This is a genomic window from Streptomyces sp. NPDC016640, assembly GCF_043076215.1.
Taxonomy (GTDB): Bacteria; Actinomycetota; Actinomycetes; order Streptomycetales; family Streptomycetaceae; genus Streptomyces.
This window is the reverse complement of record NZ_JBIBRG010000008.1, coordinates 314,718-337,728: the sequence shown is the minus strand read 5'-3', so window position 1 is coordinate 337,728 and position 23,011 is coordinate 314,718. Positions and strand designations below refer to the sequence as shown.

The 23,011-nt window shown below is 72.4% G+C and carries 20 protein-coding genes and 2 pseudogenes; 15 read left to right on the top strand and 7 right to left on the bottom strand.

Features of this window, described 5'->3' with window-relative positions; translation table 11 throughout:
* Positions 1-136 precede the first annotated feature (136 nt).
* Positions 137-703, top strand: a pseudogene (locus tag ACF07S_RS19400) (anti-sigma factor); the annotation flags it as partial.
* Positions 704-829: 126 nt separating this feature from the next.
* Entirely contained in the window at positions 830-1,105 is a 276-nt protein-coding gene (locus tag ACF07S_RS19395) for a hypothetical protein (RefSeq protein WP_016826944.1), read from the top strand.
* Positions 1,106-1,662: 557 nt separating this feature from the next.
* On the opposite strand, the gene ACF07S_RS19390 is transcribed toward ACF07S_RS19395, so the two are convergent.
* The 3 genes from ACF07S_RS19390 to hmgA form a co-directional block, all read right to left on the bottom strand.
* Entirely contained in the window at positions 1,663-2,856 is a 1,194-nt protein-coding gene (locus ACF07S_RS19390) for a type ISP restriction/modification enzyme (RefSeq protein WP_391974646.1), read from the bottom strand.
* Positions 2,857-2,882: 26 nt separating this feature from the next.
* Positions 2,883-3,632, bottom strand: a complete 750-nt coding sequence (locus ACF07S_RS19385) for a GntR family transcriptional regulator (protein WP_391964627.1) — start codon at positions 3,630-3,632, stop codon at positions 2,883-2,885.
* 66 nt (positions 3,633-3,698) lie between these two features.
* Positions 3,699-5,036 (bottom strand): homogentisate 1,2-dioxygenase, encoded by a 1,338-nt coding sequence (hmgA, locus tag ACF07S_RS19380; RefSeq protein WP_391974645.1) that lies wholly within the window; start codon positions 5,034-5,036, stop codon positions 3,699-3,701.
* A gap of 176 nt (positions 5,037-5,212) precedes the next feature.
* Here hmgA and ACF07S_RS19375 point away from each other — a divergent pair, with 176 nt between their 5' ends.
* The 8 genes from ACF07S_RS19375 (at position 5,213) to ACF07S_RS19340 (ending at position 15,866) form a co-directional block, all read left to right on the top strand.
* The gene (locus tag ACF07S_RS19375) at positions 5,213-5,836 is read left to right on the top strand and encodes a hypothetical protein (protein WP_391974644.1); all 624 of its coding nucleotides are present in this window, start codon (positions 5,213-5,215) and stop codon (positions 5,834-5,836) included.
* Positions 5,836-6,453, top strand: a complete 618-nt coding sequence (locus ACF07S_RS19370; RefSeq protein WP_391974670.1) for a TetR family transcriptional regulator — start codon at positions 5,836-5,838, stop codon at positions 6,451-6,453. The genes ACF07S_RS19375 and ACF07S_RS19370 overlap by 1 nt, the downstream gene beginning before the upstream one ends.
* 101 nt (positions 6,454-6,554) lie before the next feature.
* On the top strand, positions 6,555-8,792 hold the full coding sequence (locus ACF07S_RS19365) for a molybdopterin oxidoreductase family protein (protein ID WP_391964624.1): 2,238 nt from the start codon (positions 6,555-6,557) through the stop codon (positions 8,790-8,792).
* A 160-nt stretch (positions 8,793-8,952) separates the two neighbouring features.
* Positions 8,953-10,356, top strand: coding sequence for a CitMHS family transporter (locus tag ACF07S_RS19360; RefSeq protein ID WP_391974643.1), 1,404 nt, complete (start codon positions 8,953-8,955; stop codon positions 10,354-10,356).
* A gap of 39 nt (positions 10,357-10,395) precedes the next feature.
* The gene (locus tag ACF07S_RS19355) at positions 10,396-11,634 is read left to right on the top strand and encodes an MFS transporter (RefSeq protein ID WP_391974642.1); all 1,239 of its coding nucleotides are present in this window, start codon (positions 10,396-10,398) and stop codon (positions 11,632-11,634) included.
* Positions 11,635-11,949: 315 nt separating this feature from the next.
* Complete coding sequence (locus tag ACF07S_RS19350) at positions 11,950-13,287, top strand: ABC transporter ATP-binding protein (RefSeq protein ID WP_391974641.1); 1,338 nt, start codon at positions 11,950-11,952, stop codon at positions 13,285-13,287.
* Between the two features lie 88 nt (positions 13,288-13,375).
* The gene (locus ACF07S_RS19345) at positions 13,376-14,764 is read left to right on the top strand and encodes an aldehyde dehydrogenase family protein (protein WP_391964620.1); all 1,389 of its coding nucleotides are present in this window, start codon (positions 13,376-13,378) and stop codon (positions 14,762-14,764) included.
* A 16-nt stretch (positions 14,765-14,780) separates the two neighbouring features.
* Complete coding sequence (locus ACF07S_RS19340; RefSeq protein WP_391974640.1) at positions 14,781-15,866, top strand: Zn-dependent alcohol dehydrogenase; 1,086 nt, start codon at positions 14,781-14,783, stop codon at positions 15,864-15,866.
* A gap of 224 nt (positions 15,867-16,090) precedes the next feature.
* Here the strand turns inward: ACF07S_RS19340 and ACF07S_RS19335 are convergent.
* Positions 16,091-16,240, bottom strand: a pseudogene (locus ACF07S_RS19335) (transcriptional regulator); the annotation flags it as partial.
* Positions 16,241-16,273: 33 nt separating this feature from the next.
* Positions 16,274-16,645, bottom strand: a complete 372-nt coding sequence (locus ACF07S_RS19330) for a hypothetical protein (protein ID WP_391974639.1) — start codon at positions 16,643-16,645, stop codon at positions 16,274-16,276.
* Between the two features lie 55 nt (positions 16,646-16,700).
* On the opposite strand from ACF07S_RS19330, the gene ACF07S_RS19325 reads away from it, so the two are divergent.
* Positions 16,701-17,600: a LysR family transcriptional regulator gene (locus tag ACF07S_RS19325; RefSeq protein ID WP_391964690.1), complete on the top strand. Its 900-nt coding sequence runs from the start codon at positions 16,701-16,703 to the stop codon at positions 17,598-17,600.
* A 9-nt stretch (positions 17,601-17,609) separates the two neighbouring features.
* On the opposite strand, the gene ACF07S_RS19320 is transcribed toward ACF07S_RS19325, so the two are convergent.
* Positions 17,610-18,218 (bottom strand): NAD(P)-dependent oxidoreductase, encoded by a 609-nt coding sequence (locus ACF07S_RS19320; RefSeq protein WP_391974638.1) that lies wholly within the window; start codon positions 18,216-18,218, stop codon positions 17,610-17,612.
* A 429-nt stretch (positions 18,219-18,647) separates the two neighbouring features.
* On the opposite strand from ACF07S_RS19320, the gene ACF07S_RS19315 reads away from it, so the two are divergent.
* From ACF07S_RS19315 to ACF07S_RS19305, 3 genes are all read left to right on the top strand, one after another.
* Positions 18,648-19,736 carry an FAD-dependent monooxygenase gene (locus ACF07S_RS19315; RefSeq protein ID WP_391974637.1) on the top strand — a complete coding sequence of 363 codons (1,089 nt, stop codon included), beginning with the start codon at positions 18,648-18,650 and terminating at the stop codon, positions 19,734-19,736.
* A 167-nt stretch (positions 19,737-19,903) separates the two neighbouring features.
* On the top strand, positions 19,904-20,536 hold the full coding sequence (locus tag ACF07S_RS19310; protein WP_391974636.1) for a DedA family protein: 633 nt from the start codon (positions 19,904-19,906) through the stop codon (positions 20,534-20,536).
* A 55-nt stretch (positions 20,537-20,591) separates the two neighbouring features.
* Positions 20,592-21,086, top strand: a complete 495-nt coding sequence (locus ACF07S_RS19305; RefSeq protein ID WP_391964615.1) for a helix-turn-helix domain-containing protein — start codon at positions 20,592-20,594, stop codon at positions 21,084-21,086.
* Between the two features lie 8 nt (positions 21,087-21,094).
* Here ACF07S_RS19305 and ACF07S_RS19300 read toward each other — a convergent pair whose 3' ends face one another.
* Positions 21,095-21,739, bottom strand: coding sequence for a TetR/AcrR family transcriptional regulator (locus tag ACF07S_RS19300; protein WP_391964614.1), 645 nt, complete (start codon positions 21,737-21,739; stop codon positions 21,095-21,097).
* A gap of 88 nt (positions 21,740-21,827) precedes the next feature.
* Between ACF07S_RS19300 and ACF07S_RS19295 the strand changes: the two genes are divergently transcribed.
* Positions 21,828-22,979 carry an acyl-CoA dehydrogenase family protein gene (locus tag ACF07S_RS19295; protein ID WP_391964613.1) on the top strand — a complete coding sequence of 384 codons (1,152 nt, stop codon included), beginning with the start codon at positions 21,828-21,830 and terminating at the stop codon, positions 22,977-22,979.
* Positions 22,980-23,011 lie beyond the last annotated feature (32 nt).

Here is a 23,011-nt window from a genome sequence, read left to right as displayed (position 1 = left end):
GCCTCCACACCGATCTCGCTCTCGAACCTCACGGCCACCGGGTGCGCCGTCATGACGACCGCGTCCCGCCGCGAACCGATGCGCCGTCACGGCGACCGCCTCCCGCCGCGGACGCCCGCCCCCTTCGTGGAACACCGCCGTCCGCCTCGCCCGGTCCGCCGCCGCGCCCGCGCCGCCCGCGCCGCGGGATCGCGTCCCGGCCACCGTACGGACCACTCCGCAGGAACCTGCACCCGCGCGGACGTCGCCGGCCCCCGCCCCACGCCCGCGGCGCCCGTCGTCGCCGCGCTCTTCGCCGTCCGGGCGGACCGGAGGCAGGACCGGCAGGCCGCCGACCGCGACCGGTCACGTGAGATCGCCCACGTTCCCGCGGCTCCGGACGCCCGCGCGAACAGCGCGCGGGACGGCGCGCGGCCGAACGATTGGAGTAATCGCTTCCGCTTCGGCCCGGAGCGCGGTCGTCACCTTCGGCGGACACGGGGACCCTCCGAACGGACGTGTGCGCCTGCTCCGGCTCATGGGCCCGGGCGGGCGGCCGCGGTCTCCCGGGCTTTTCGCGGACGACACGCCCCTGGTCGCGACGGGCCTCGGCACCTCCGCGACGTCACTCGCCGTGACCGTCGAGCCCGACGGCGGGCCGCCACGGCCCACCACCCGACCTGCCGCCCAACTCGACCTGGAAACGGTCGGCTTCGGAGAGTAGCCGCCAGGTGTTCGTCAACGCCCTTGTGGGAAAGGTGAATCCTGTGGCCGCGATACGCGCGTGCCCGGACGGAGCGATAGGGTTACCCTGCCCGGGCCGGGTGGACTCGTACGGGTGGGGAGTGACATGGAACAGATAACAGTGCGCAGCAGGGCCAGGGTCCCTGCGATCACCTGCGGTAGCAGCGCGACCAGTTCGCGTCTCGACCGCCACCTCTCGGTTCTCGCGGGACCCGCGGTCCCGCAGCGGGAGACGGCCGAGGCGACGTCGCTGATGCGTGAGCTCATCGCGCGTGACACCGCGCACGACCGCGGCGCCAGGAGCGCGCGGGCCCGGGCGAGCCGAGTCTCGCTCTTCGCCCCGCTGCGTCGGCTGCGCCGTTCCCTGTTCGGCAGCCGGTAGCGCTCGCGCCGGACGGACCACCGTCCCGGCGCGGCGCCCCGCCCCGTCCGCGGTACCCGCGGTGCCCCGGCGCCCACCGACACGTCCCCCTTCCCGGCGTCCCCGACCCCACCCGGCAGTCACCCGGGGGCCCGTCGGCCTTCCCGCCCTCCGGCCGGGACCTCCCTCCGGCCCCGCCGCCGGCCTCACCGCCTTCCGTGCGCGCGCTGCCGCACCGTGAGAGGCGGAACACCGTGCGCGGCCCGTCCGGCCACCCCGCTGTCGGGGTGTACGCGCTGGACGGCGGCGGCAGCGGGAAGGTGCCCCGCCCAGCTGACCGGCCGCCTCCTCGTTCCGGGTGAGCGGAGCCGATCGGGATGCCGGACGGCGTCGTGACCACGTACGTCGCCGCCGAGCCGGCCACCGTCGAGCGCACCCGCTCGCTGCCCTGGCCGCTGGATCAGGAGCAGGGGAACGCGGTGCGGATCGCCTGCCCGGGCGGCCGGATCGCGACCGGCGCGGATGCCCGACGGCGACGTCCCCGGCGCCGGCCCCCGGTGACCCTCGCCGAAGGGCCGTCAGAGCAGGGCGAGCTGGCCCTCCGGGCCTTCCTCGCGGGTGTCCAGCACCGAGGCGGGGCGGTGGGCGGAGGGGGGTGCCGGGAGCACGCCGGCCGCGCGCAGCTCGGCCGGGGCGATCGGGTCCGGGACGGTCAACGCCGCCTGCCGCGGGCGCAGTTCGGCCAGCAGGGCGAGGACCGTGATCAGCTCCAGCAGCTCCGAGGTCCAGGCCTGCGGCCAGGTGGCCGGCCGGATCGCGGACAGGGTGCCCGGCTCGGCCGGCTCCGTGCGGGCCGCGCACCACTGCTCCAGCACCCGGACGCCACAGGCCTCGAAGTCCCACGCGCCGGGCGGCACCGGGGAGATGCGGCCCTCGCCGAACAGCAGGGCCTCCTCGGCACGGTCGTAGTGCACGGTCGGCGGCCGGGAGGGCAGCGGGGCGCGCACATACGGGCGGCGCCCGCCGGGAAGCCGGGGACGTTCGCCGTCGCGCCGCATCAGCCACAGCATCCGGCGGCCCACCGCCACGCCCTGCCGCCAGGCGTCCGCGTCCCCGGTGAGGGGTACGGCGGGACCGGCGCCGGTGGCGCGCGCCACGGCGATCGTCCAGGCCAGCACCTCCGCGGGAGAGGTGTCATGGCCCAGCCGGGCGGTCAGGAGGTCCGTCAGGCCCGGAGCCAGATTGGGTTCGGCCGCGCCCGGCCGGCGGTACAGCGGGCGGACGCGGCCGGCGCGGAGCACGGGCAGCAGGGAGGTGGCGAGCAGGGCTGGACCGGCGGCGTCCTGAGCGGCGGCACCGCCGCGCGCGGTGCCCGCCTCGACGACGAAGACCTGCCGCTCGTCCGCCACCCGCCACAGCTCCGGGCGCGCCGCGTCGATGAGCCGCTGGTCGGGGATCAGCCACTGCTCGTCGAACGGCGCGTGCAGCACCCGGACCGGCTCGGGGCACGGACCCGGGGCGCGGGACAGCCGCTGCGTGCCGCCGCTCCGCCCGGGCAGCTGCCCGACCGCCGTGTGCGCGGTCCGGGAACGGGTCGGCTGGAACAGGACCTCGCGGTCCGGACCCCCGGCCCGCACCAGGGCGTCCCAACGGGCCCTCAGGGACGCCGCGTCGGGCGCCGCCGGCCACCCCCGGCCGAGCCGCGGCGGTGCGACGGACCACGGCATGAGGTCCGCCAGCAGCGGAGCGTCGTCGTGCGTCACGCCGGGCATCGTACGACCTGGGGGAGAGGGGCGGATCAGGTGGCGTCCAGGGTCACCGTGAAGGAGAAGCGGTCCCCCCGGTAGTGGATCACGGCCACGTCCAGCGGCCGGCCGTCGGTGTCGTAGGTGATGCCCGTGTAGTGCAGGATCGGGCTGAGCAGCGGGACCTGGAGCAGACGCGCCGTCTCCGGGTCGGCGAGCCGCGCCTGGACCGTGTCCGTGATACGGCTGATGTCCGCGCCCACGACGTCCCGCAGCACCTTGGTCATCGGCCACCGCACCAGGTCGTCCGGGTCGATCCGGTCGGCCAGTTCGGGACGGACGTGGTTGCGGGCGTGATTGGTCGGCTCGCCCGTCCTCTCGTCGCTGCGCAGCCGGTGGTACGCCGCCACCCGTGACACGTCCGGGAAGTACTCGGCGAGTTCGGCCGGCACCGGTGCCGGGCCGTGCTCCAGCAGCTCGGTCGTCATACCGGACTGCTGGGCCACGATCGCGTCCACCGAACCCAGCAGCCGGACCGGCGCGCCCCGCCGGACGTCCGGCTCGATGAAGGTGCCGCGCCGGCGGTGGCGGGTGATCAGCCCCTCGTCCTCCAGCTCCTTCAGCGCCTGCCGCATGGTCAGCACGCTCACCCCGTAGTGCCCGGCCAGTTGTTCCTCGGTGGGCAGGCGCAGGGGGTCCTGCGGCGAGCGGCCGAGGATCGAGGCGCGCAGTGACTGCGAAACCTGATACCAGAGCGGCAGCTTGCGGTTCAGGACGATCGAGTCCGGTGCGAAGGAGGTCACGGGGCTATCCGTACCGGTCGGTGAACGGTCGGTGCAACGTGAGGCGCAATCCGGAGGCGAACCGGTTCACGGGGCGCGGAAGTGGCGCTCGAGGCCCTGCCACACGGCGTCGTACCCCTGCTGCAGGTGGTCCGCCCGTGCGGCCTGGGGTGTCAGGGACACCGGCCAGCGGGTTTCGAACATGAAGGCCAGACCGTCGTCGATCTTCTGCGGGCGCAGTTCCGCGGCGCTCGCCTTCTCGAAGGTCTCCCGGTCCGGGCCGTGCGCCGACATCATGTTGTGCAGCGAGCCCCCGCCCGGTACGAAGCCCTCCGCCTTCGCGTCGTACGCGCCCTCGATCAGGCCCATGTACTCGCTCATCACGTTGCGGTGGAAGTACGGCGGACGGAAGGTGTCCTCGCCCACCAGCCAGCGCGGGGCGAAGACCACGAAATCCACCCCGGCCAGCCCGGGGGTGTCGCTCGGCGAGGTCAGCACCGTGAAGATCGACGGGTCCGGGTGGTCGTACGAGATGGTGCCCATCACATTGAAACGGCGCAGATCATAGGCGTAGGGCACATGGTTGCCGTGCCAGGCGACGACATCCAGCGGGGAGTGGTCGTACGTGGCCGACCAGAGGTTGCCGCAGAACTTGTTCACCACCTCCACCGGGCCCTCGACGTCCTCGTACGCGGCGACGGGCGCCCGGAAGTCCCGCGCGTTGGCCAGCCCGTTGGCGCCGATCGGGCCGAGGTCGGGGAGGCGGAAGGGCGCCCCGTAGTTCTCGCACACATAGCCCCGGGCAGTCGGGCCCTGCCCGTCGTCGGACGGTGCATCCAGGAGATCCACGCGGAACCGCACCCCACGAGGAATCAGCGCGATGTGTCCCGGCTCCACGTGCAGCAGCCCGAACTCCGTGCGCAGCAGGAGCCCTCCGCGCTCGGGCACGATGAGCAGCTCACCGTCGGCGTCGCTGAAGACGCGGTCCATCGAGGCGGTGGCGTGGTACAGGTGCACGGCCATCCCCGTGCGCTGGGTGACGTCGCCGTTGCCCCCCAGGGTCCACAGGCCGGCCAGGAAGTCGGTTCCCCCGGCGGGCTCCGGCAGCGGGTTCCAGCGCAGTCGGTTGGGGTCGGGGACCGTCTGGGTGAAGGGCGCGGTGCGCAGCGCCCCGTTGCCCGTGCGGGTGAAGGCCGGGTGGGCGGCCGAGGGGCGGATCCGGTACAGCCAGGAGCGGCGGTTCTCCGCCCGGGGCTCGGTGAACGCCGTACCGCTCACCTGCTCCGCGTACAGCCCGAGCGGCGCGCGCTGCGGCGCGTTGCGGCCCTCGGGCAGGGCGCCCGGGATCGCCTCGGAACTGTGCTCGTTGCCGAAACCGGAGAGGTGTTCCAGCCCCTCGGCGGCCTTGCGCGCGTCCCCGCTCATGGTCGGTGCTCCCTTGCGGTCCGATTCCTATGGACCACCGTAGGATTGCGTTTTCCCCGACGCAAGGGGGACGGTGCGATCCGGCCCCGTCCGTCCCGTCCTCCTCTCGGCGGAGGACGTGGAACCCGACTTCAGGGGGATTCGCGCGTTCGGACCGGTGTTCTACGCTCGCCCGCATGTCGTGGACGCGGAGCCTCTTCACCGCGCTCGCGGTCTGCGTCGCGCTGCCGGCCGGACCCGCGGGCTGCGGTTCCCCCGGTGCCGGGGGGCGGGACGGGGCGCCGCCCTCGCCCGAGGGCCGTCTCCTGGAGGAGCGGGACGAGGAGGGGCGCCCCTACCGTGAGGTGGACGAGCGGGGCGCGCCCGAGGTGGGCGTCGAGGTCGTGCCGGACGCCGGCGGCGGCTGGGACGTGCGGCTGCGGGTGCGCAACTTCCGCTTCTCGCCGGACGGTGCGGGCAAGCGGGCGGTGGCGGGCCGCGGCCTGGCGCACCTGGAGGTGGACGGTCACCGCGTCGCCCTGCTGCGCGCCCCCGGGTACCACCTCTCCGGCCGCCTCGTCCCGCGCGGCACGCACCAGGTCACCGCCCGCCTGTACGCCGACGACGGCTCGGTCTGGGCCGTGGACGGCGAGCCCGTGGAGAGCACGGCCGACATCACCGTCTCGGAGCGGGAACCGGGCCCGCGACCGGGCGCGGAACCCCTGGGGACCGCGACCGCGACCCCGGGGCGGTCGCGCGCAACGGGCGGCGTGAACCGTACCGGCGGGCGAGGTTCACCCGGCGGTGCCGAACAGGCATGATGAGGCCCGTGCCCCACGCGACATCGCTCCGCCGAGCGCCGGTGCAGCGGCGCAGCGCCGAACGGCTGGCCAGAATCCTCGACGCCTGCGCCGAACTCCTCGACGAGGTCGGCTACGACGACCTCAGCACCCGTGCCGTCGCGGAGCGCGCCGGTGTGCCCATCGGCTCCGTCTACCGCTTCTTCGGCAACAAGCGCCAGATGGCCGACGCGCTGGCCCAGCGCAACCTGGAGCGCTTCTCGGAGCGGGTCACCGAACGCCTCGGGGCCACCGGCGACCGGGGCTGGCGGCACGCCATGGACGCCGTGCTCGGCGAGTACCTGCACATGAAGCGCACCGCTCCCGGCTTCTCCCTCGTCGACTTCGGCAACCAGATACCCGTCGGCGCCCGCCGCTCGGAGCCCAACCACCGGGTCGCCGGCCGCCTCACGGATCTGCTCTCCCTCTACCTGGGCCGCGACCCCGACGACGATCTGCGCCGCACCTTCCTCATCGCCGTCGAGACCGCCGACGCCCTGGTCCACCTGGCGTTCCGGATGGCGCCCGAGGGGGACGAGAAGGTCATCGGGGAGCTGCGGGAGATGCTGCGCGCGTACCTGGCCCACGTGCTGGACTGAGCGGCCGCGGCTCTCGTTCCCGGCGACCCCTCCCCTCCGTGCATACCGGTCGGTATGCTCGGCGCGTCCGTGCGTCACCGCCGCCGTACCCGGGAGGTCCCGTGTCCCGCACCGCCCTTCGTATCTGCCCCCTGTGCGAGGCCACCTGCGGCCTGACGCTCACCGTCGACGACGGCAGGGTCACCGGCGCCCGCGGCGACCGTGACGACGTGTTCAGCAAGGGCTTCATCTGCCCCAAGGGAGCCGCCTTCGGGGACCTGGACGCGGACCCCGACCGGCTGCGCACCCCGTTGGTCCGCACCGGCGGCGAACTGCGCGAGGCCACCTGGGAGGAGGCGTTCGACGCCGTGGCCGCCGGGATCCGGACCGTCGTCGGGCGGCACGGCCCGCACGCCGTCGGCATCGTCCTGGGCAACCCCAACGTCCACACCGTGGCCGGCGCGCTCTACCCGCCCGTGCTCATCGCCGGGCTCGGCAGCCACAGCCTGTTCACCGCCTCCACGGTCGACCAGATGCCCAAGCACGTCGCCTGCGGGCTGCTCTACGGCGACGCGAACGCCATCCCCGTACCCGACCTCGACCGCACCGACCACCTCCTGCTGATCGGCGCCAACCCGCTGGAGTCCAACGGCAGTCTGTGCACCGCCCCCGACTTCCCCGGCCGCCTCAAGGCGCTCAGGGCCCGCGGCGGCACCCTCACCGTCATCGACCCGCGCCGCACCCGCACCGCCCGCCTCGCCGACCGGCACATCGCCGTCCGTCCCGGTTCCGACGCCCTGCTCCTCGCGGCGATGGCGCACACGCTGTTCGACGAGGGTCTCGTCGACCCGGGGGAGCTGACGCCGCACCTCCAGGGGCTCGGTGAACTCGCCGCCGCGCTGCGCGACTTCACACCCGAGGCGGTGGCCGGCGCCTGCGACGTCGACGCCGCCGGCATCCGTGCCCTCGCCCGGGAACTCGCCGCCGCCCCCACCGCCGCCGTCTACGGCCGCATCGGCAGCTGCACCGTCCCGCACGGCACCCTGGCCAGCTGGCTCGTGGACGTCCTCAACATCCTCACCGGCAACCTCGACCGGCCCGGCGGGGCCCTCTTCCCGCAGGCCGCCACGGACAGGACACCGCGCCCCGCCGGACCCGGCCGCGGCTTCGCCCTCGGACGCTGGCACTCCAGGGTGCGCCGGCACCCCGAGGCCAAGGGCGAACTGCCGCTGTCCGCCCTCGCCGAGGAGATCGACACCCCCACCGCCGAGGGCGAGCCGGTCCGCGCCCTCATCGCCGTCGCCGCCAACCCGGTGCTCTCCGCCCCGGACGGCGACCGGCTCGACAAGGCGCTCGGCTCGCTCGACTTCATGGTGAGCGTCGACCCCTACCTCAACGAGACCTCGCGGCACGCCCATGTCGTCCTGCCCCCGCCCCCGCCCGCGCAGAGCCCGCACCACGACTTCGCCTTCAACACCCTCGCCGTGCGCAACCAGGTCCGCTACACCCGCCCCGCCGTACCGCTGGAGCCCGGCCGCATGGCCGAGACCGAGATCCTCGCCCGTCTCGTCCTCGCCGCGACGGGCCTGCACGGCACCGACCCCGCCGCCGTCGACACCATGGTGATCGACCAGACCCTGGGCAGGGCGGCCGGGGACCCGGGCTCCCCGGTGCACGGCCGCGACCCGCAGGACCTGGCATCCCTGCTCACCGGCGACAACGGCCCCGAACGCCGGCTGGACATGATGCTGCGCCTCGGCCCCTACGGCGACGGCTTCGGCGCCGACCCGGACGGGCTCACCCTGGAGCGGCTGCTCGCCCACCCGCACGGCATCGACCTCGGCCCCCTGCGGCCGCGGCTGCCCCAGCCGCTGAAGACCCGCAGCGGCAGGGTGGAACTGCTGCCGGACCCGATCGCCGCCGACCTCCCGCGACTGCGCGCCGCCCTGGACGAGCGCCCCGGCGGACTCCTCCTCGTCGGCCGCCGCCATCTGCGCTCCAATAACAGCTGGATGCACAACGTGCCCGCCCTCACCGGCGGCTCCAACCGCTGCACCCTGCACCTGCACCCCGAGGACGCCGAAGCCCTCGGCGTACGGGACGGGGAGCCGGTGCGGATCAAGGGCGCCGGGGGAGAGGTGACCGCCCCCGCCGAGGTCACCGACGGCGTGCGGCGGGGCGTGGTGAGCCTGCCGCACGGCTGGGGCCACGACCGCCCCGGCACCCGCATGCGGCACGCCGCGGCCGTACCCGGCGCCAACGTCAACCAGCTCCTCGACGGCAGCCTCCTCGACCCGCTGTCGGGCAACGCCGTCCTCAACGGCGTGCCCGTCGAAGTGGCCCCGCTGACCGCCCCGTGACCGAAAAGCACGAGGCGCTGACCTGAGTAAAGCTGTGACCTGGGGTTTTGCGCTTATTGCTCGCACGTCAACGTCTTGTTAACACCGCTTTGCGGCACCTAACGTCGTCGCACCGCCGGCCTTGGTGGGATGTTCGAGGGCGAACGTTAGGTATCCATTCATGCTGACCATCCTCGGCTTCGCCATGATCGCGACCTTCCTGGTCCTGATCATGCTGAAGAAGATGTCGCCGATCGCGGCGCTCGTGCTGATTCCCGCGCTGTTCTGCGTGTTCGTCGGCAAGGGCGCGCACCTCGGTGACTACGTCATCGACGGCGTGTCCACCCTCGCCCCCACCGCGGCGATGCTCATGTTCGCGATCGTCTACTTCGGTGTGATGATCGACGTGGGGCTCTTCGACCCGATCGTCCGCGGGATCCTCAAGTTCTGCAAAGCGGATCCGATGCGGATCGTCGTCGGCACCGCGGTGCTCGCCGCGATCGTGTCGCTGGACGGCGACGGGTCCACCACTTTCATGATCACCGTCTCGGCGATGTACCCGCTGTACAAGCGCCTGAGGATGAGCCTGGTCGTGATGACCGGTGTCGCCGCCATGGCCAACGGCGTGATGAACACCGTGCCCTGGGGCGGTCCGACGGCCCGTGCGGCGACCGCGCTGAAGCTCGACGCCGGCGACATCTTCGTCCCGATGATCCCGGCGCTGCTGGTCGGTCTGCTGGGTGTCTTCTTCCTGGCCTACGTGCTGGGCCTGCGGGAGCGCAAGCGGCTCGGCGTGCTGACGCTGGAGGAGGCGCTGGAGCGGGAGAAGGCCGAGGAGACGGAGACCGTGCTGGTCGGAGCGGGTTCCGGCGCCGGTTCGGGCAAGGACGTCCGGCCGGCCGGCGGTTCCGGCGCCGGAACCGACGCCGGCGACGACGCCGGCTTCCAGGGGCTCGACCCGAACCGCCCCACCCTGCGGCCCAGGCTCTACTGGTTCAACGCGCTGCTCACGGTCGCCCTGCTCACCTCGATGATCATGGAGCTGCTGCCGATCCCGGTGCTGTTCCTGCTCGGCGCCGCGATCGCGCTCACCGTCAACTTCCCGCACCTCCCGGACCAGAAGGCCCGTATCGCGGCCCACGCCGACAACGTCCTGAACGTCTCCGGCATGGTCTTCGCCGCCGCCGTCTTCACCGGTGTCCTGCAGGGCACCGGCATGGTCGACCACATGGCCACGTCGCTGGTGGACGTCATCCCCGACGGCATGGGCCCCCACATGGCCCTCGTCACCGGCGTGCTGAGCCTGCCGCTGACCTACTTCATGTCCAACGACGGCTTCTACTTCGGTGTCCTGCCCGTGCTCGCCGAGGCCGGCGCGGCACACGGCGTCTCCCCGCTGGAGACGGCCCGCGCCTCCCTCGTCGGCCAGCCGCTGCACATGTCCAGCCCGCTCGTCCCCGCGGTGTACGTCCTCGTGGGCATGGCCAAGGTCGAGTTCGGCGACCACACGCGGTTCGTGGTGAAGTGGGCGGCCCTGACCTGCCTGCTGATCCTCGGGGCCGGGATCCTGTTCGGCACCGTCTAGTCCCGGCACACCCCCGTTCGTCCCAGGGAGGACACGCTCATGGCGCCCGGTGGGAACCGCGGCTGGCTGCTCCGCCTCGTCATCGCCTTCGGCTTCGCGCAGGGCGCGGTGTCGATGGCCCGGCCCGCCGTCTCCTACCGGGCGCTGGCGCTGGGGGCGGACGAGCGGGCGATCGGTGTGATCGCGGGCGTGTACGCGCTGCTGCCGCTGTTCGCCGCCGTACCGCTGGGCCGGCGCACCGACCACGGCCGCTGCGCGCCCCTGCTGCCGGTCGGCGTGGTGCTCGTCTCCGGCGGCTGCGCGCTGAGCGGCATCGCCGGCTCGCTGTGGACGATGGCCCTGTGGAGCGGGGTGATGGGCCTCGGCCACCTCTGCTTCGTCATCGGCGCGCAGTCGCTCGTGGCGCGCCAGTCGGCGCCGCACGAACAGGACCGCAACTTCGGCCACTTCACCATCGGCGCGTCGCTCGGACAGCTGGTCGGACCGGTCGCGGCGGGGGCGCTGATCGACGGGTCCGACATGGCCGCCGGCAGCGCGCTCGCCCTGTTGGTGGCGGGGGCGGGCGGTGCGGTGGCGCTCACGTCGCTGTGGCGCACGGAGCGGCCCGGAGCCCTGACATCCCGTGGGGAACAGGGGGAGCGGGTGCCGGTGCGCGGCATCCTGCGCGCCCGGGGCGTGCCCGCGGGCATCCTCATCAGCATGGCGGTGCTGTCCGCGACCGACATCCTCACCGCCTATCTGCCCGTGGTCGGCGAGCACCGGGGCATCGACCCGGCCGTGATCGGCGTCCTGCTCAGCCTCCGCGCGGCGGCCACGATCGCCTGCCGGCTGGTGCTCACCCCGCTGCTGCGGCTGCTCGGCCGCACGGCGCTGCTGACGGTGACCTGTCTGCTGGCGGGGCTGCTGTGCGCGGGCGTGGCGCTGCCGGTGCCGGTGCCGGTCTGGGCGCTGGCGCTGATCCTGGTGGTCCTCGGCTTCTGCCTGGGCGTGGGCCAGCCGCTGTCCATGACGACGGTCGTCCGGGCCGCCCCCGCCGCCGCCCGCTCCACCGCCCTCGCCCTGCGCCTGACCGGCAACCGCCTCGGTCAGGTCGCCGCGCCCGCGGCGGCGGGCCTGATCGCCGGGGCCGCGGGCGTGGCGGCCCCGTTCGTGATGCTCGGCGCCCTGCTGTTCCTGGCGTCGGGCGTCGCCCTGCGCACCCCGTCCCCGACGGCGGAGGACCCGCCGTCCCCCCGGAAGAGCGGCGGGAGCCGCCCACGGCGCCGTACGGCTCGCTAGCCGGGCCCGGCGGGCGCGTCCGCGCCGGACCCGTGGAGCGGCGAAGGCGACCCCGCCGGCGGGCGAGCCGCTCCGGCCGGGACGTTCGAACGGCCCGGCCGGGAAGCGGCGACGACCGACGCGGAACACCGGTCACCCGTTGAATCCGGACGTCCGCTTTCTCACCCGCTGGACCGGAGCGCCCCGATCCCGCCCGGCGTCTTCCCCCGGCTGCTACTTTCCGTTAGCTTCCGTGACTCACGCGTCCCGTGCGACCCGCACGAGGCGTCCGACCGCGGAGCACCAGCGCCCTGACGAGCCCCCGGGGGCACCCTCATGACACGCGCCATCTCCCTGCACGACGTGAGCAAGACCTACGCGCGAGGCGTCCGCGTGGTGGACCGGCTGTCGCTGGACATCGAGCCGGGCGAGTTCCTCGTCCTGCTCGGCCCCTCCGGCTGCGGCAAGTCCACCGTGCTCAGGATGATCGCCGGGCTCGAGGAGATCGACGAGGGGCAGCTCTTCCTCGACGGGGAGTACGGCAACGACCTGCCCCCGTCCGACCGGGACATGGCGATGGTGTTCCAGAACTTCGCCCTGTACCCGAGCATGACGAGCCGCGACAACATAGGTTTCCCGCTGCGCATCGAGACGCCCGGCGCCGACCCTGCCCCGCGCGTGGACGCCACCGCCCGCATGCTCGGCATCGAGGACCTCCTCGACCGCTTCCCCGCCCAGCTCTCCGGCGGTGAACGCCAGCGGGTCGCCATGGGCCGGGCCATCGCCCGCCACCCCTCCGCGTTCCTGATGGACGAGCCGCTGTCCAACCTCGACGCCAAACTCCGCAACCATCTGCGCGCCGAGATCTCCCGGCTCACCCGCGAGCTGGGCGTCACCACCGTCTACGTCACCCACGACCAGTCCGAGGCGATGTCGCTCGGGGACCGGGTCGCCGTGCTGCGCGGCGGTGTCCTGCAGCAGGTCGGCACCCCGCGCACGGTGTACTCCCTGCCGGGCAACGTCTTCGTCGCCGCCTTCATCGGCACCCCGCGCATCAATCTCCTGCGCGGTCTGGTCCGCGCCCCGCTGGACGGGGCGATGACCGTCAGCCTCGGCAAGCAGTTCCTGCGGCTGCCCGAACCGCTCTCCCTGGACCACCGGTTGCTGCGGGTGCAGCAGGGCCGCGAGGTCATCGTGGGCCTGCGCTCGGAGGCCGTCCGGATCGCCGAACCGGCTGCCGCCCGTCCCGGCGAGGTGGTGCTGACCGGCCTGGTGGAGCACCTGGAGTTCCAGGGCCACGAGGTGCTCGTCCACTTCAACACCGGCTCCAGTCCGGCCGTCGTCCCCGAGTTGGAGGCCCCACGCCCGCTTCCCGGCCGCCCGGACCGGCGCCGCCGCCGCGAGGGCACGGTCATCAACCGCCTGCGGGAGCGGGCGGGCGCCCTGCGGGCCGGGCCCGTGACGACGCCGGGCCCGCCCGAGCCGGCCCGGCCGGCCACCTCCGCCGAACCGCGGGTGCCCGGTGACCTCATCGTCCGCACCACCCCCGACATCCATCTCCGGCACGGCATGCAGGTACCGCTCCTGGTCGACCTCGCCCACCTGTTCGTCTTCGACCGGCACGGCGAGCGGATCTGCCCGAACCCGGCACGGCTGCCCGACCTGGAGGAGTGACACCGGCAACAGGCGTTCCTCTGGCGCGCAAAAACTATCATCGCTAGTTTAGGAGTGGCAGACGACGCCCCGCTCCGGAGGAAGCGCGATGAAGGCATACGACGGCATGTACATCGACGGTGCCTGGCGCCCCGCCGCGGGCCCCGACGTGATCGAGGTCGTGAACCCGGCCGACGAGCAGGTGATCGCCACCGTCCCCGCGGGCACCGTGGAGGACGTGGACGCGGCCGTCCGCGCCGCACGGGCCGCCCTGCCCGGCTGGGCCGCCACCCCGCCCGCCGAGCGCGCCGCCCGCCTGGCCGCCCTCCGTGACGTGCTCCTGGCCCGGCAGGACGAGATCGCCGAGACGGTGACCGCCGAACTCGGCTCGCCCCCGAAGCTCTCGCAGGCCGTCCACGCCGGCGCGCCGATCGCCGTGGCGGGCTCGTACGCCGAACTGGCGGCGACGTACGCCTTCGAGGAGCGGACGGGCAACTCGACCGTCTTCCACGAGCCCGTCGGGGTGGTCGGCGCGATCACCCCCTGGAACTACCCGCTCCACCAGATCGTCGCCAAGACCGCCCCCGCCCTCGCGGCCGGCTGCACCATCGTCGTCAAGCCCGCCGAGGACACCCCGCTGGTCGCCCGGCTCCTCGCGGAGGCCGTGCACCGGGCCGGGGTCCCGGCGGGCGTGTTCAACCTCGTCACCGGTCTCGGCCCGGTGGCCGGCCAGGCCCTCGCCGAGCACCCCGGCGTCGACCTGGTCTCCTTCACCGGCTCCACCGCCGTCGGCCGCCGGATCGGCGCGATCGCCTCGGGCATGGTGAAGAAGGTCGCCCTGGAACTCGGCGGCAAGTCCGCCAACGTCGTCCTGCCGAGCGCCGACCTGGCCCGCGCCGTCAACGTCGGCGTCGCCAACGTGATGTCCAACTCCGGCCAGACCTGCAGCGCCTGGACCCGCATGCTGGTCCACCGCGACCGCTACGACGAGGCCGTGGAACTCGCCGCGACCGCCGCCGCGAAGTACGGCGAGCGCATCGGGCCCGTCGTCAACGCCCGGCAGCGGGACCGGGTGCGCGGGTACATCGAGAAGGGCGTCGCCGAGGGCGCCCGCCTGGTCGCGGGGGGCCCCGAGTCCCCGCGCGAGCGCGGCTACTACGTCAGCCCGACCGTCTTCGCCGACGTCACCCCGGAGATGGCCATCGCCCAGGAGGAGATCTTCGGCCCGGTCCTGTCGGTGCTGCGCTACGACGACGAGGAGGACGCCCTGCGCATCGCCAACGGCACCGTGTACGGCCTGGCCGGCGCCGTCTGGGCCGGTGACGAGAGCGAGGCGGTGGCCTTCGCCCGCCGTATGGAGACCGGCCAGGTCGACATCAACGGCGGCCGCTTCAACCCCCTCGCGCCCTTCGGCGGTTACAAGCAGTCCGGCGTGGGCCGGGAACTCGGCGTGCACGGGCTGGCCGAGTACCTCCAGACCAAGTCCCTCCAGTTCTAAGGGAGCCGCATCCGCCATGGCCGTACGTGCCGCCGTTCTGCCCGCCGTCGACGCCCCGCTGGAGATCACCGGGATCGACCTGCCCGAGCCCGGCCCCGGCCGGGTCCGCGTCCGGCTCGCCGCCGCCGGGGTCTGCCACTCCGACCTGTCCCTGTCCAACGGCACCATGCGCCTGCCGGTCCCGGCCGTCCTCGGCCACGAGGGCGCGGGCACGGTCCTCGCCGTCGGCGAGGGCGTCGGCCATCTCTCGCCCGGTGACGCGGTGGTCCTCAACTGGGCCCCGTCCTGCGGCTCCTGCCCCGCCTGCGGACGCGGCGAGGTCTGGCTGTGCGCCAACGCCCTCAACGGCGCCGCCGAGGTGCACGCCCGCCGCGCCGACGACGGCACCGACCTGTACCCCGGCCTGAACGTCGCCGCGTTCGCCGAGGAGACGGTGGTGCCCGCCTCCTGCGTCCTGCCCGCGCCGGACGGCGTCCCGCTCACCGACGCCGCCCTGCTGGGCTGCGCGGTGCTCACCGGCTACGGCGCGGTCCACCACTCGGCGAAGGTCCGGCCGGGGGAGACGGTCGCGGTGTTCGGCGTCGGGGGAGTGGGCCTCGCCGCCCTCCAGTCGGCCCGGATCGCGGGCGCGTCCACGATCGTCGCCGTCGACGTCTCCCCGGCGAAGGAGGAACTCGCCCGGTCGGCCGGTGCCACCGACTACCTCGTCGCCTCCGACACCACCGCCCGCGAGATCCGCGCCCTCACCGGCAAGGAGGGCGTGGACGTGGCCGTGGAGTGCGTCGGCCGCGCGACCACCATCCGCACGGCCTGGGAGTCCACCCGGCGCGGCGGACGCACCACGGTCGTCGGCATCGGCGGCAAGGACCAGCGGGTCACCTTCAACGCCCTGGAGATCTTCCACTGGGGCCGGACCCTGTCCGGCTGCGTCTACGGAAACTCCGACCCCGCCCGGGACCTGCCGGTCCTCGCCGACCACATCCGGGCGGGCCGCCTCGACCCGGGCGCCCTGGTGACCGAACGGATCGCCCTGGACGGCATCCCGGCCGCGTTCGACACCATGCTGGCCGGCAGGGGAGGACGGGCCCTGGTGGTCTTCTAGGGAGCGGTCGTCACGCCTCCGGTGTGCCGCGGGCCGTGTCGCTCTCCCACGACGGGGCCGCGGTCCGCTGCACGGGTCCCGGCGCCGGGGCACCGCCACGCCCGCGGGGCACAGGCACCACCCGCCGGCGTAAGCGCTCCCGGAACCTCGTCGAGTGCCGACAGGCGCCGCCGGGGTCAGGGGGCGCGGGCGGGAAGCGCGCGGGCTTCCGGTGGGCCCGCGGGTCAGCGGAGGGCCTGCGCCGGGATGCCCAGCAGCCCGGACGGCGCGCGTTCGCCCGCCTCCGTCACCTTCACCGCCCGCTCGGAGCCGATGCGCACGCACCATCCCGTCTCCAGGGCGTGCCGGCACAGGGCCGCGCCCAGCAAGCCCGACGGGATCGCCTACTACCTCGCCTGCACACCCCTTCAGGCCACCGTCCAGGAGCTGGTGGGAGTCGCCGGGGCACGCTGGGCGATCGAGGAGCGCTTCCAGGCCGCGAAGAGCGAATGCGGCCTGGACCAGTACGAAGTCCGCCGCTGCCCGGGCTGGTGTCGGCGCATCACACCGGCCGTGCTCGCGCACGCCTTCCCGGCCGCCACGGCACACCAGTCCTGGGAGGAAGGGGCGGAACAGGTGGGACGGCCGGGGCCATCGAGAACGGCCGTGTCATCGGCCCGCAGGCTCGCGCGCGGTCCGGGGAGCCGGGGCAGACGGGACTCGATGGAGTATCGCGTCATCATGCGGGCGCCGGCGTGGCGGAGGGGGGCGACGGTGGCGGCAAGCAGTTCCTGGCTCATGGGAGGCTCCTGGAGTTGAATGAAGTGGATTGATGCGTTGTTAGGATTTACTTCTATGCAATTGGACTTGAATCTGTTGACCGTGCTGGACGCCCTGCTCGAAGAGGGCAGCGTGATGGGCGCCGCCGAGCGGCTGCACCTGTCCTCACCTGCGGTCAGCCGCACTCTCGGCCGACTTCGCGCCGTCACCGGGGACGACATCCTGGTGCGCACCGGCCACTCCATGGTTCCCACCCCGTACGCGCTTTCGGTACGGGAGGAGGTGCACCAGTTGGTCAGGCAGGCACGTGAAGTGCTTTCACCGATCCGTGAGTTGAATCTGGCCGAACTGGATCGCACCTTCACGATCCAGTGTCACGACGCGGCGGCCGCTTCACTGGTACCGGTACTGGTCGGGAGAATCCAACAGCGGGCTTCCGGGGTGCAGTTGCGGGTGCTGGCGGAGAACTCCGTCGACACCGACGACCTGCGCCACGGACGCGTCGATCTGGAACTCGGTGGCGGCATGCCGAGTCTGCCCGAGTTCCGGTCCGAGCCCCTCGGCGAAGACCGGTTCGTCGTGGCGATGCGCGCGGACCACTCCTGTGCCGCCGGACTCGACCTGGCCTCCTACGCGGCGCAGCCGCATGTGGTGATCTCCCGGCGCGGCCGCCTCACCGCACCGATCGACGACGCGCTGGCCGCCGAAGGCATGCGGCGCCGGGTGGTCGCGGCGGTGGCCACCGTGTCCACCGCCCTGCAGATCGCCGCCCGCAGCGACGCGCTGGTCACCTGCACGGCGCTCCTCGGCCGCCCGCTCATCGAGGCGTTCGGGCTCCTCGCCCGGCCGCTGCCGATCGACTTCCCGGCGGCGACGATCAATTGCAACTGGCACCAGCGCTACGACTCCGATCCCGCCCACGCCTGGCTCCGCGAGCAGGTCCGGACGTCGATCGAGGAGATCACCGCATGCTGACCACTGCGCCTACTCCGTCAACGGCAGGGCCACGGCACCGGGGAAACGAGGCGACTCGGCTTCGTCGAGCATCGCCGCGGCGACGGTTTCCCGGCTGACCTTCGCGCCGAGGTCGAAGGGAGGCGCGGCCTCCAAGCCGACGGTGCGCCGCCGGGGACTTTCCGGACCGTCAGCGAGCATCCCGGCGTGGAAGACGGTGCCCCCGGCCGCGAGAACGGTGTTGTCGGCCTCGACCTTGTCCGCGAGCCGGTCGCCCAGCACCTTGGCGAGCACACTCGCGCCCTCCCCCGCCATTTCGGCCGACGTGCCCGTGCCGTAGGCACCGAGCCAGATGACACGCCGTGGGCCGGCGGCGACGACGGCCCGGGCGCCGGTCAGGAGAATTCCGGCCCGCTCCGCGCCGAGCGCGGAAAGGACCAGGGACTCCCCGTCCACGACGGCGGCGATGCCGGCCGCGTCGTTCACGTCGCCCGTCACTTTGTGCAGGTTCGGGGAGTCGGGCAGGGCGATCCGCTCAGGATGACGCGCGATGGCGGTCACGGTGTGACCACGTCGCAGCGCCTGCCGGGTGAGGGCGATGCCGGTCCGGCCGGAAGCCGCGAGAACAGTGAGGTTCATGCCGAGAACGCTAGAGAGCTCCCCACTTAACATCAAGTGCAATTATGTTACTTGATGAGTTACCCAGGAGCAATCAACTGGACGGAGGGGTGAGCGCGTTTCGCGGGATGCGCGACGCCCGACAGCCACGGCGGTTTCCCGCGGCCTGCCGGCCCGCGTCGCGGCGCGCACCCGCAGATCAAATGCATGTGAGTAAATCCCTCACTGACGAAATTGCATTTGAAGCAGGCAGCGGCCGGTCCTAGTGTCGAGACGTGCATCCGGGCCGTACCTCGCTGATGAAGGAAGCCCTGCCCGCCGCATCGGCAATCACGGACGAACCGGCATCTCAACTCCCGCTACGAGCTCATGCACGGCCCGTCTCGGCGGCGACCCCGGTACCCCGTCCGTCAACGTGAAGGAGTAAACGAGTTGTCCACAAAATGCACGGTGATCGTCGGCGGCGGCCTGGTGGGGCTCACAGTCGCGGCCTCTCTCAAACGCATCGGCCACGAGGTCGTCGTACTGGAACAGGCACCGCGCATTCGAGCCGTCGGCGCCGGCATCGGCTTGTGGGCCAACGCGTTGCGAGAGTTCGACCACCTCGGCATCGGCACAGCGATCCGAGACATGGGCATCGAACAGAACACATGGTTCTTCAGCCCTGCCGGCGACCCGGTCCGCGCTCCTGGCTACACCGACAGCGATCACCGCTTCCTCCTCGTTCCGCGCCCCGAGTTGAACAGCCTCTTGGCCGACACCATCGGTCGTGACCGAATCCGCCTCGGCGCCCACGTGACCGGATATACCGAGACCGGATCGGACGTCGCCGTGCACCTTGCCAACGGCGAGGCACTCCGCACGGATCTACTGATCGGTGCGGACGGCGTCCACTCGAGTGTGCGCAAACAGCTGGTGCCGGGGAGCGACGCCGTAACACACTCCGGCCACTACGCTTGGCGCGCGATCGTGCCGATCGGCAACCAGAACTCAGAGACCACGGTCCTCACCGTCGGCCACCACCGAACCCGCGGCGGGTACGCGAGGGTCGCTCGTGACCGGACCATGTGGATGGTCAACCAGTTCGATGCCGGACCGCTCACCGGAAGCAAGCGCGAACGGGCACTGGAACGCGCACGGAATCTGGCCGAGACGGGATGGAACGACGACCTCCTGTCCCTGATCGCCCAAACTCCGGAGGAGTCGATCCTGGAGAACCAGGTCACGCTGGTCCCGGAACTGCCCCGTTGGACCAGCGCGCGCGTCGCGCTGGTCGGCGACGCCGCGCACGGCCTGTCCCCCCACATCGCTTCCGGCGGCACTCTCGGCATCGAAGATGTCGGTGTCCTGCGCAGCAGCCTGACAGCAGAGGCCGATCTGGAAAAGGCCCTCACTGCCTACGAACACGCCCGCAGAGCCCGCTTCGATACGGTCCGCGAACACTCCGCTGCCGTCGAGCATGCCGGCGACGCAGCCGAATTCGCGCAACACTACGCCGCGTTCAGCCGCTGGATGCTCACCACGGCACCTGCCGCCTGACATCGACCGACAGGACTTCCCGCTCGCCGCCCAGGCCGGTCGCCACACCGACCCTAATTGTGGACCAAAACCTTGGGAGACCGAGCATCCGCAGCCCCTCAGTGCCACCAAGAACTAGGGAATCACCAGTGAACTTCCGTATCCGTATGACACGAGGCGAGCAGTAGATGCCGGACTGGGTAGACCTCGCGGAGTCTTTGATAGCGTCGCCTGCGCTCTACGCCGTGCTCATCGCGGTGTCCTTACTCGACTCTTTCCTCCCGCTGATCCCGAGTGAACCCGTCGTGATCATCGCGGGTATAGCCGGCGCAACCGGACAGACGAACATCATGCTCGTCATCGCCGCTACGACGGTCGGCGCCTTCCTCGGCGACCTCGTTCCTTACTCGATCGGCCGATGGATGGGGGAACGCGCATTGAAGCGCCTGCCGGTCGGCACCAAGCGCAGGAAGACGTATGACTGGTTCGAGCGCGAACTTGCATTGCGCGGCGGCTTTGTGCTCGTCTCGACGCGATTCATTCCGGTCGGACGTTATCTCGCCACGGGAACGGCGGGAGTGGTGGGGTATCCGCTGCGCAGGTTCATGCTGTATGTTGCGATTTCCACCTTCACATGGAGCGCCTATACCGCGCTGTCGGGATACCTCGGCGGCGTATTCTTCCAAGAGAATACGCTCCTTTCTGTCGCCGTCGGTGTCGGGCTCGCGTTCTCGGTGACCGGCGCGGTGGAGCTCTCACGGTATATTCGGCGCCGCAAGAATCCTGTCGATCCGGATGATGTCGCCACCCAATATCGTTGAGGTGCGGCTTTCATATTGATCCGAAACGGTTCGGGTTCTGGGTCGTTGGTGGTGTGTGAGCGATCTGGTGGGGGACGCGCGGCATCTGTCGCCGTCGGCGCAGGAGGCCCTGCGACTGCGGGCGGTGGCCGCGTTGGCGGCGGGGCGGGACCGTGAGGACGTGGCGGCGCTCTTCGGGGTGTCGCTGAAGGCCGTCGACAACTGGTGGGCGAAGTGGCAGGCCGGCGGCCGGGAGGCGCTGGCCATGCGGCCGAGGGGCAAGCCGGTCGGGGTGCACCAGGTGCTCGGGGAGGCTGGGCGGGCCGCCATCCGGCAGGCGGTCCCGGACGAACTGCACTTCCTGCCGCCGTACTCGCCCGGGCTGAACCCCGACGAGCTGGTCAACGCCGGCCTCGAGCACGGCCTGCCCAAGCGGCACCGGGCTCGCGGCCAGGCCGAACTCGCCGCCGAGACCCGCCGCTTCTTCCGCAGGCGTCAGCGTCAGCCGCACATCGTCCGCGGCTACTTCGGCGGCACACACGTCCGCTACGTCCTGGACGAGACCCCATGAGTTTCTGATCAATAGGCGCCGGCCCGGACCTGCTCGTACTGCAGCGTCAGCCCGTCCAGCAGCGCCCCCAGCCCCGTCTCGAAGGCCCGCTCGTCGATCCTCTCCTGCTGCTCGGCGAGCAGATGGGCCTGTCCGAGGTGCGGGTAGTCGGCGGGATCGTAGGCGCTCGCGTCGTCCACGAAGCCGCCCGCGAAGGAGCCGAGCGCGGAGCCCATGATGAAGTACCGCATCAGCGCGCCGATGGAGGTGGCCTGCGCGGGCGGCCAGCCCGCCTCGACCATCGCGCCGTAGACCGCGTCGGCCAGCCGCAGCGCCGCGGGCCGGCGGCCGGGACCGCGGGCGAGGACCGGGACGATGTTGGGGTGGTCGCGCAGCGCGGCCCGGTAGGAGACCGCCCAGTCGTGCAGCGCGGTCCGCCAGTCCCGGCCGTCCTCGAACATCGACAGGTCGACCAGCGCGCTCACCGAGTCGGCCACCGCCTCCAGGATCTCGTCCTTGGTGCGGAAGTGGTTGTAGAGCGAGGGCCCGCTCACTCCCAGCTCCGCGGCGAGCCGGCGGGTGGAGACGGCCGTCAGGCCCTCCGCGTCCACGAGCGCGCGGGCCGTCTCGACGATCCGGTCGGTGCTGAGCAGGGGCTTGCGCGGTCGGGCCATGGCGCACATAGTAGGGCTGTGGCCTTAAACTAGCAGTGCTAATTTAAAGGTCCGGATCTCAAGCGGCTTCCACATGGGGTGACTCGGCATGAACCTGGAGCTCAGCGAGGAGCAGGAGGACGTCCGCCGGCTCGCCCGGGACTTCGTGGAGCGCGAGGTCGTGCCCCACGCCACCGCCTGGGACCGTGCCGAGGAGGTCGACCGCGGCATCGTGAAGAAGCTCGGCGAGGTCGGCTTCCTCGGGCTCACCATCGACGAGGAGTACGGCGGCTCCGGCGGCGACCACCTCGCGTACTGCCTGGTCACCGAGGAACTGGGCCGCGGCGACTCCTCGGTGCGCGGCATCGTCTCCGTCTCCCTCGGCCTGGTCGCCAAGACGATCGCGGCCTGGGGCGGCGAGGAGCAGCGGCGCACCTGGCTGCCCGGGCTCACGTCGGGGGAGTACGTCGGCTGCTTCGGCCTCACCGAGCCGGGCACCGGCTCCGACGCCGGCAACCTGACCACCCGCGCGGTGCGCGACGGCGACGACTACGTCGTCAACGGCACCAAGATGTTCATCACCAACGGCACCTGGGCCGACGTCGTCCTGCTGTTCGCGCGCTCCACCGACGCCCCCGGCCACAAGGGCGTCTCCGCCTTCCTCGTCCCCACCGACACCCCCGGCCTGACCCGCCGCGCCGTGCACGGAAAGCTCGGCCTGCGCGGTCAGGCCACCGCCGAGCTGGTCCTCGAGGACGTGCGCGTGCCGGCCTCCGCGATGCTGGGCGAGGAGGGGAAGGGCTTCTCGGTCGCCATGTCCGCCCTCGCCAAGGGCCGGATGTCGGTCGCGGCCGGCTGTGTCGGCATAGCCCGGGCCGCCCTGGACGCGGCCGTGCGCCACGCAGGCGAGCGCGAGCAGTTCGGCAAGGTCATCGCCCGCCACCAGCTCGTCCAGGAACTGATCAGCGACATCGCCGTGGACGTCGACGCGGCCCGGCTGCTGACCTGGCGGGTCGCCGACCTGATCGACCGGGGGCGGCCGTTCGCCGTCGAGTCCTCCAAGGCCAAGCTGTTCGCCTCGGAGGCGGCCGTCCGTGCCGCCAACAACGCCCTGCAGGTCTTCGGCGGCTACGGCTACATCGACGAGTACCCGGTGGGCAAACTCCTGCGCGACGCCCGCGTGATGACCCTGTACGAGGGCACCAGCCAGATCCAGAAGCTGGTCATCGGCCGTGCCCTGACCGGGGTCTCGGCGTTCTGAGTACGCGACTGAGTAGGTGAGCGGATGTGGCC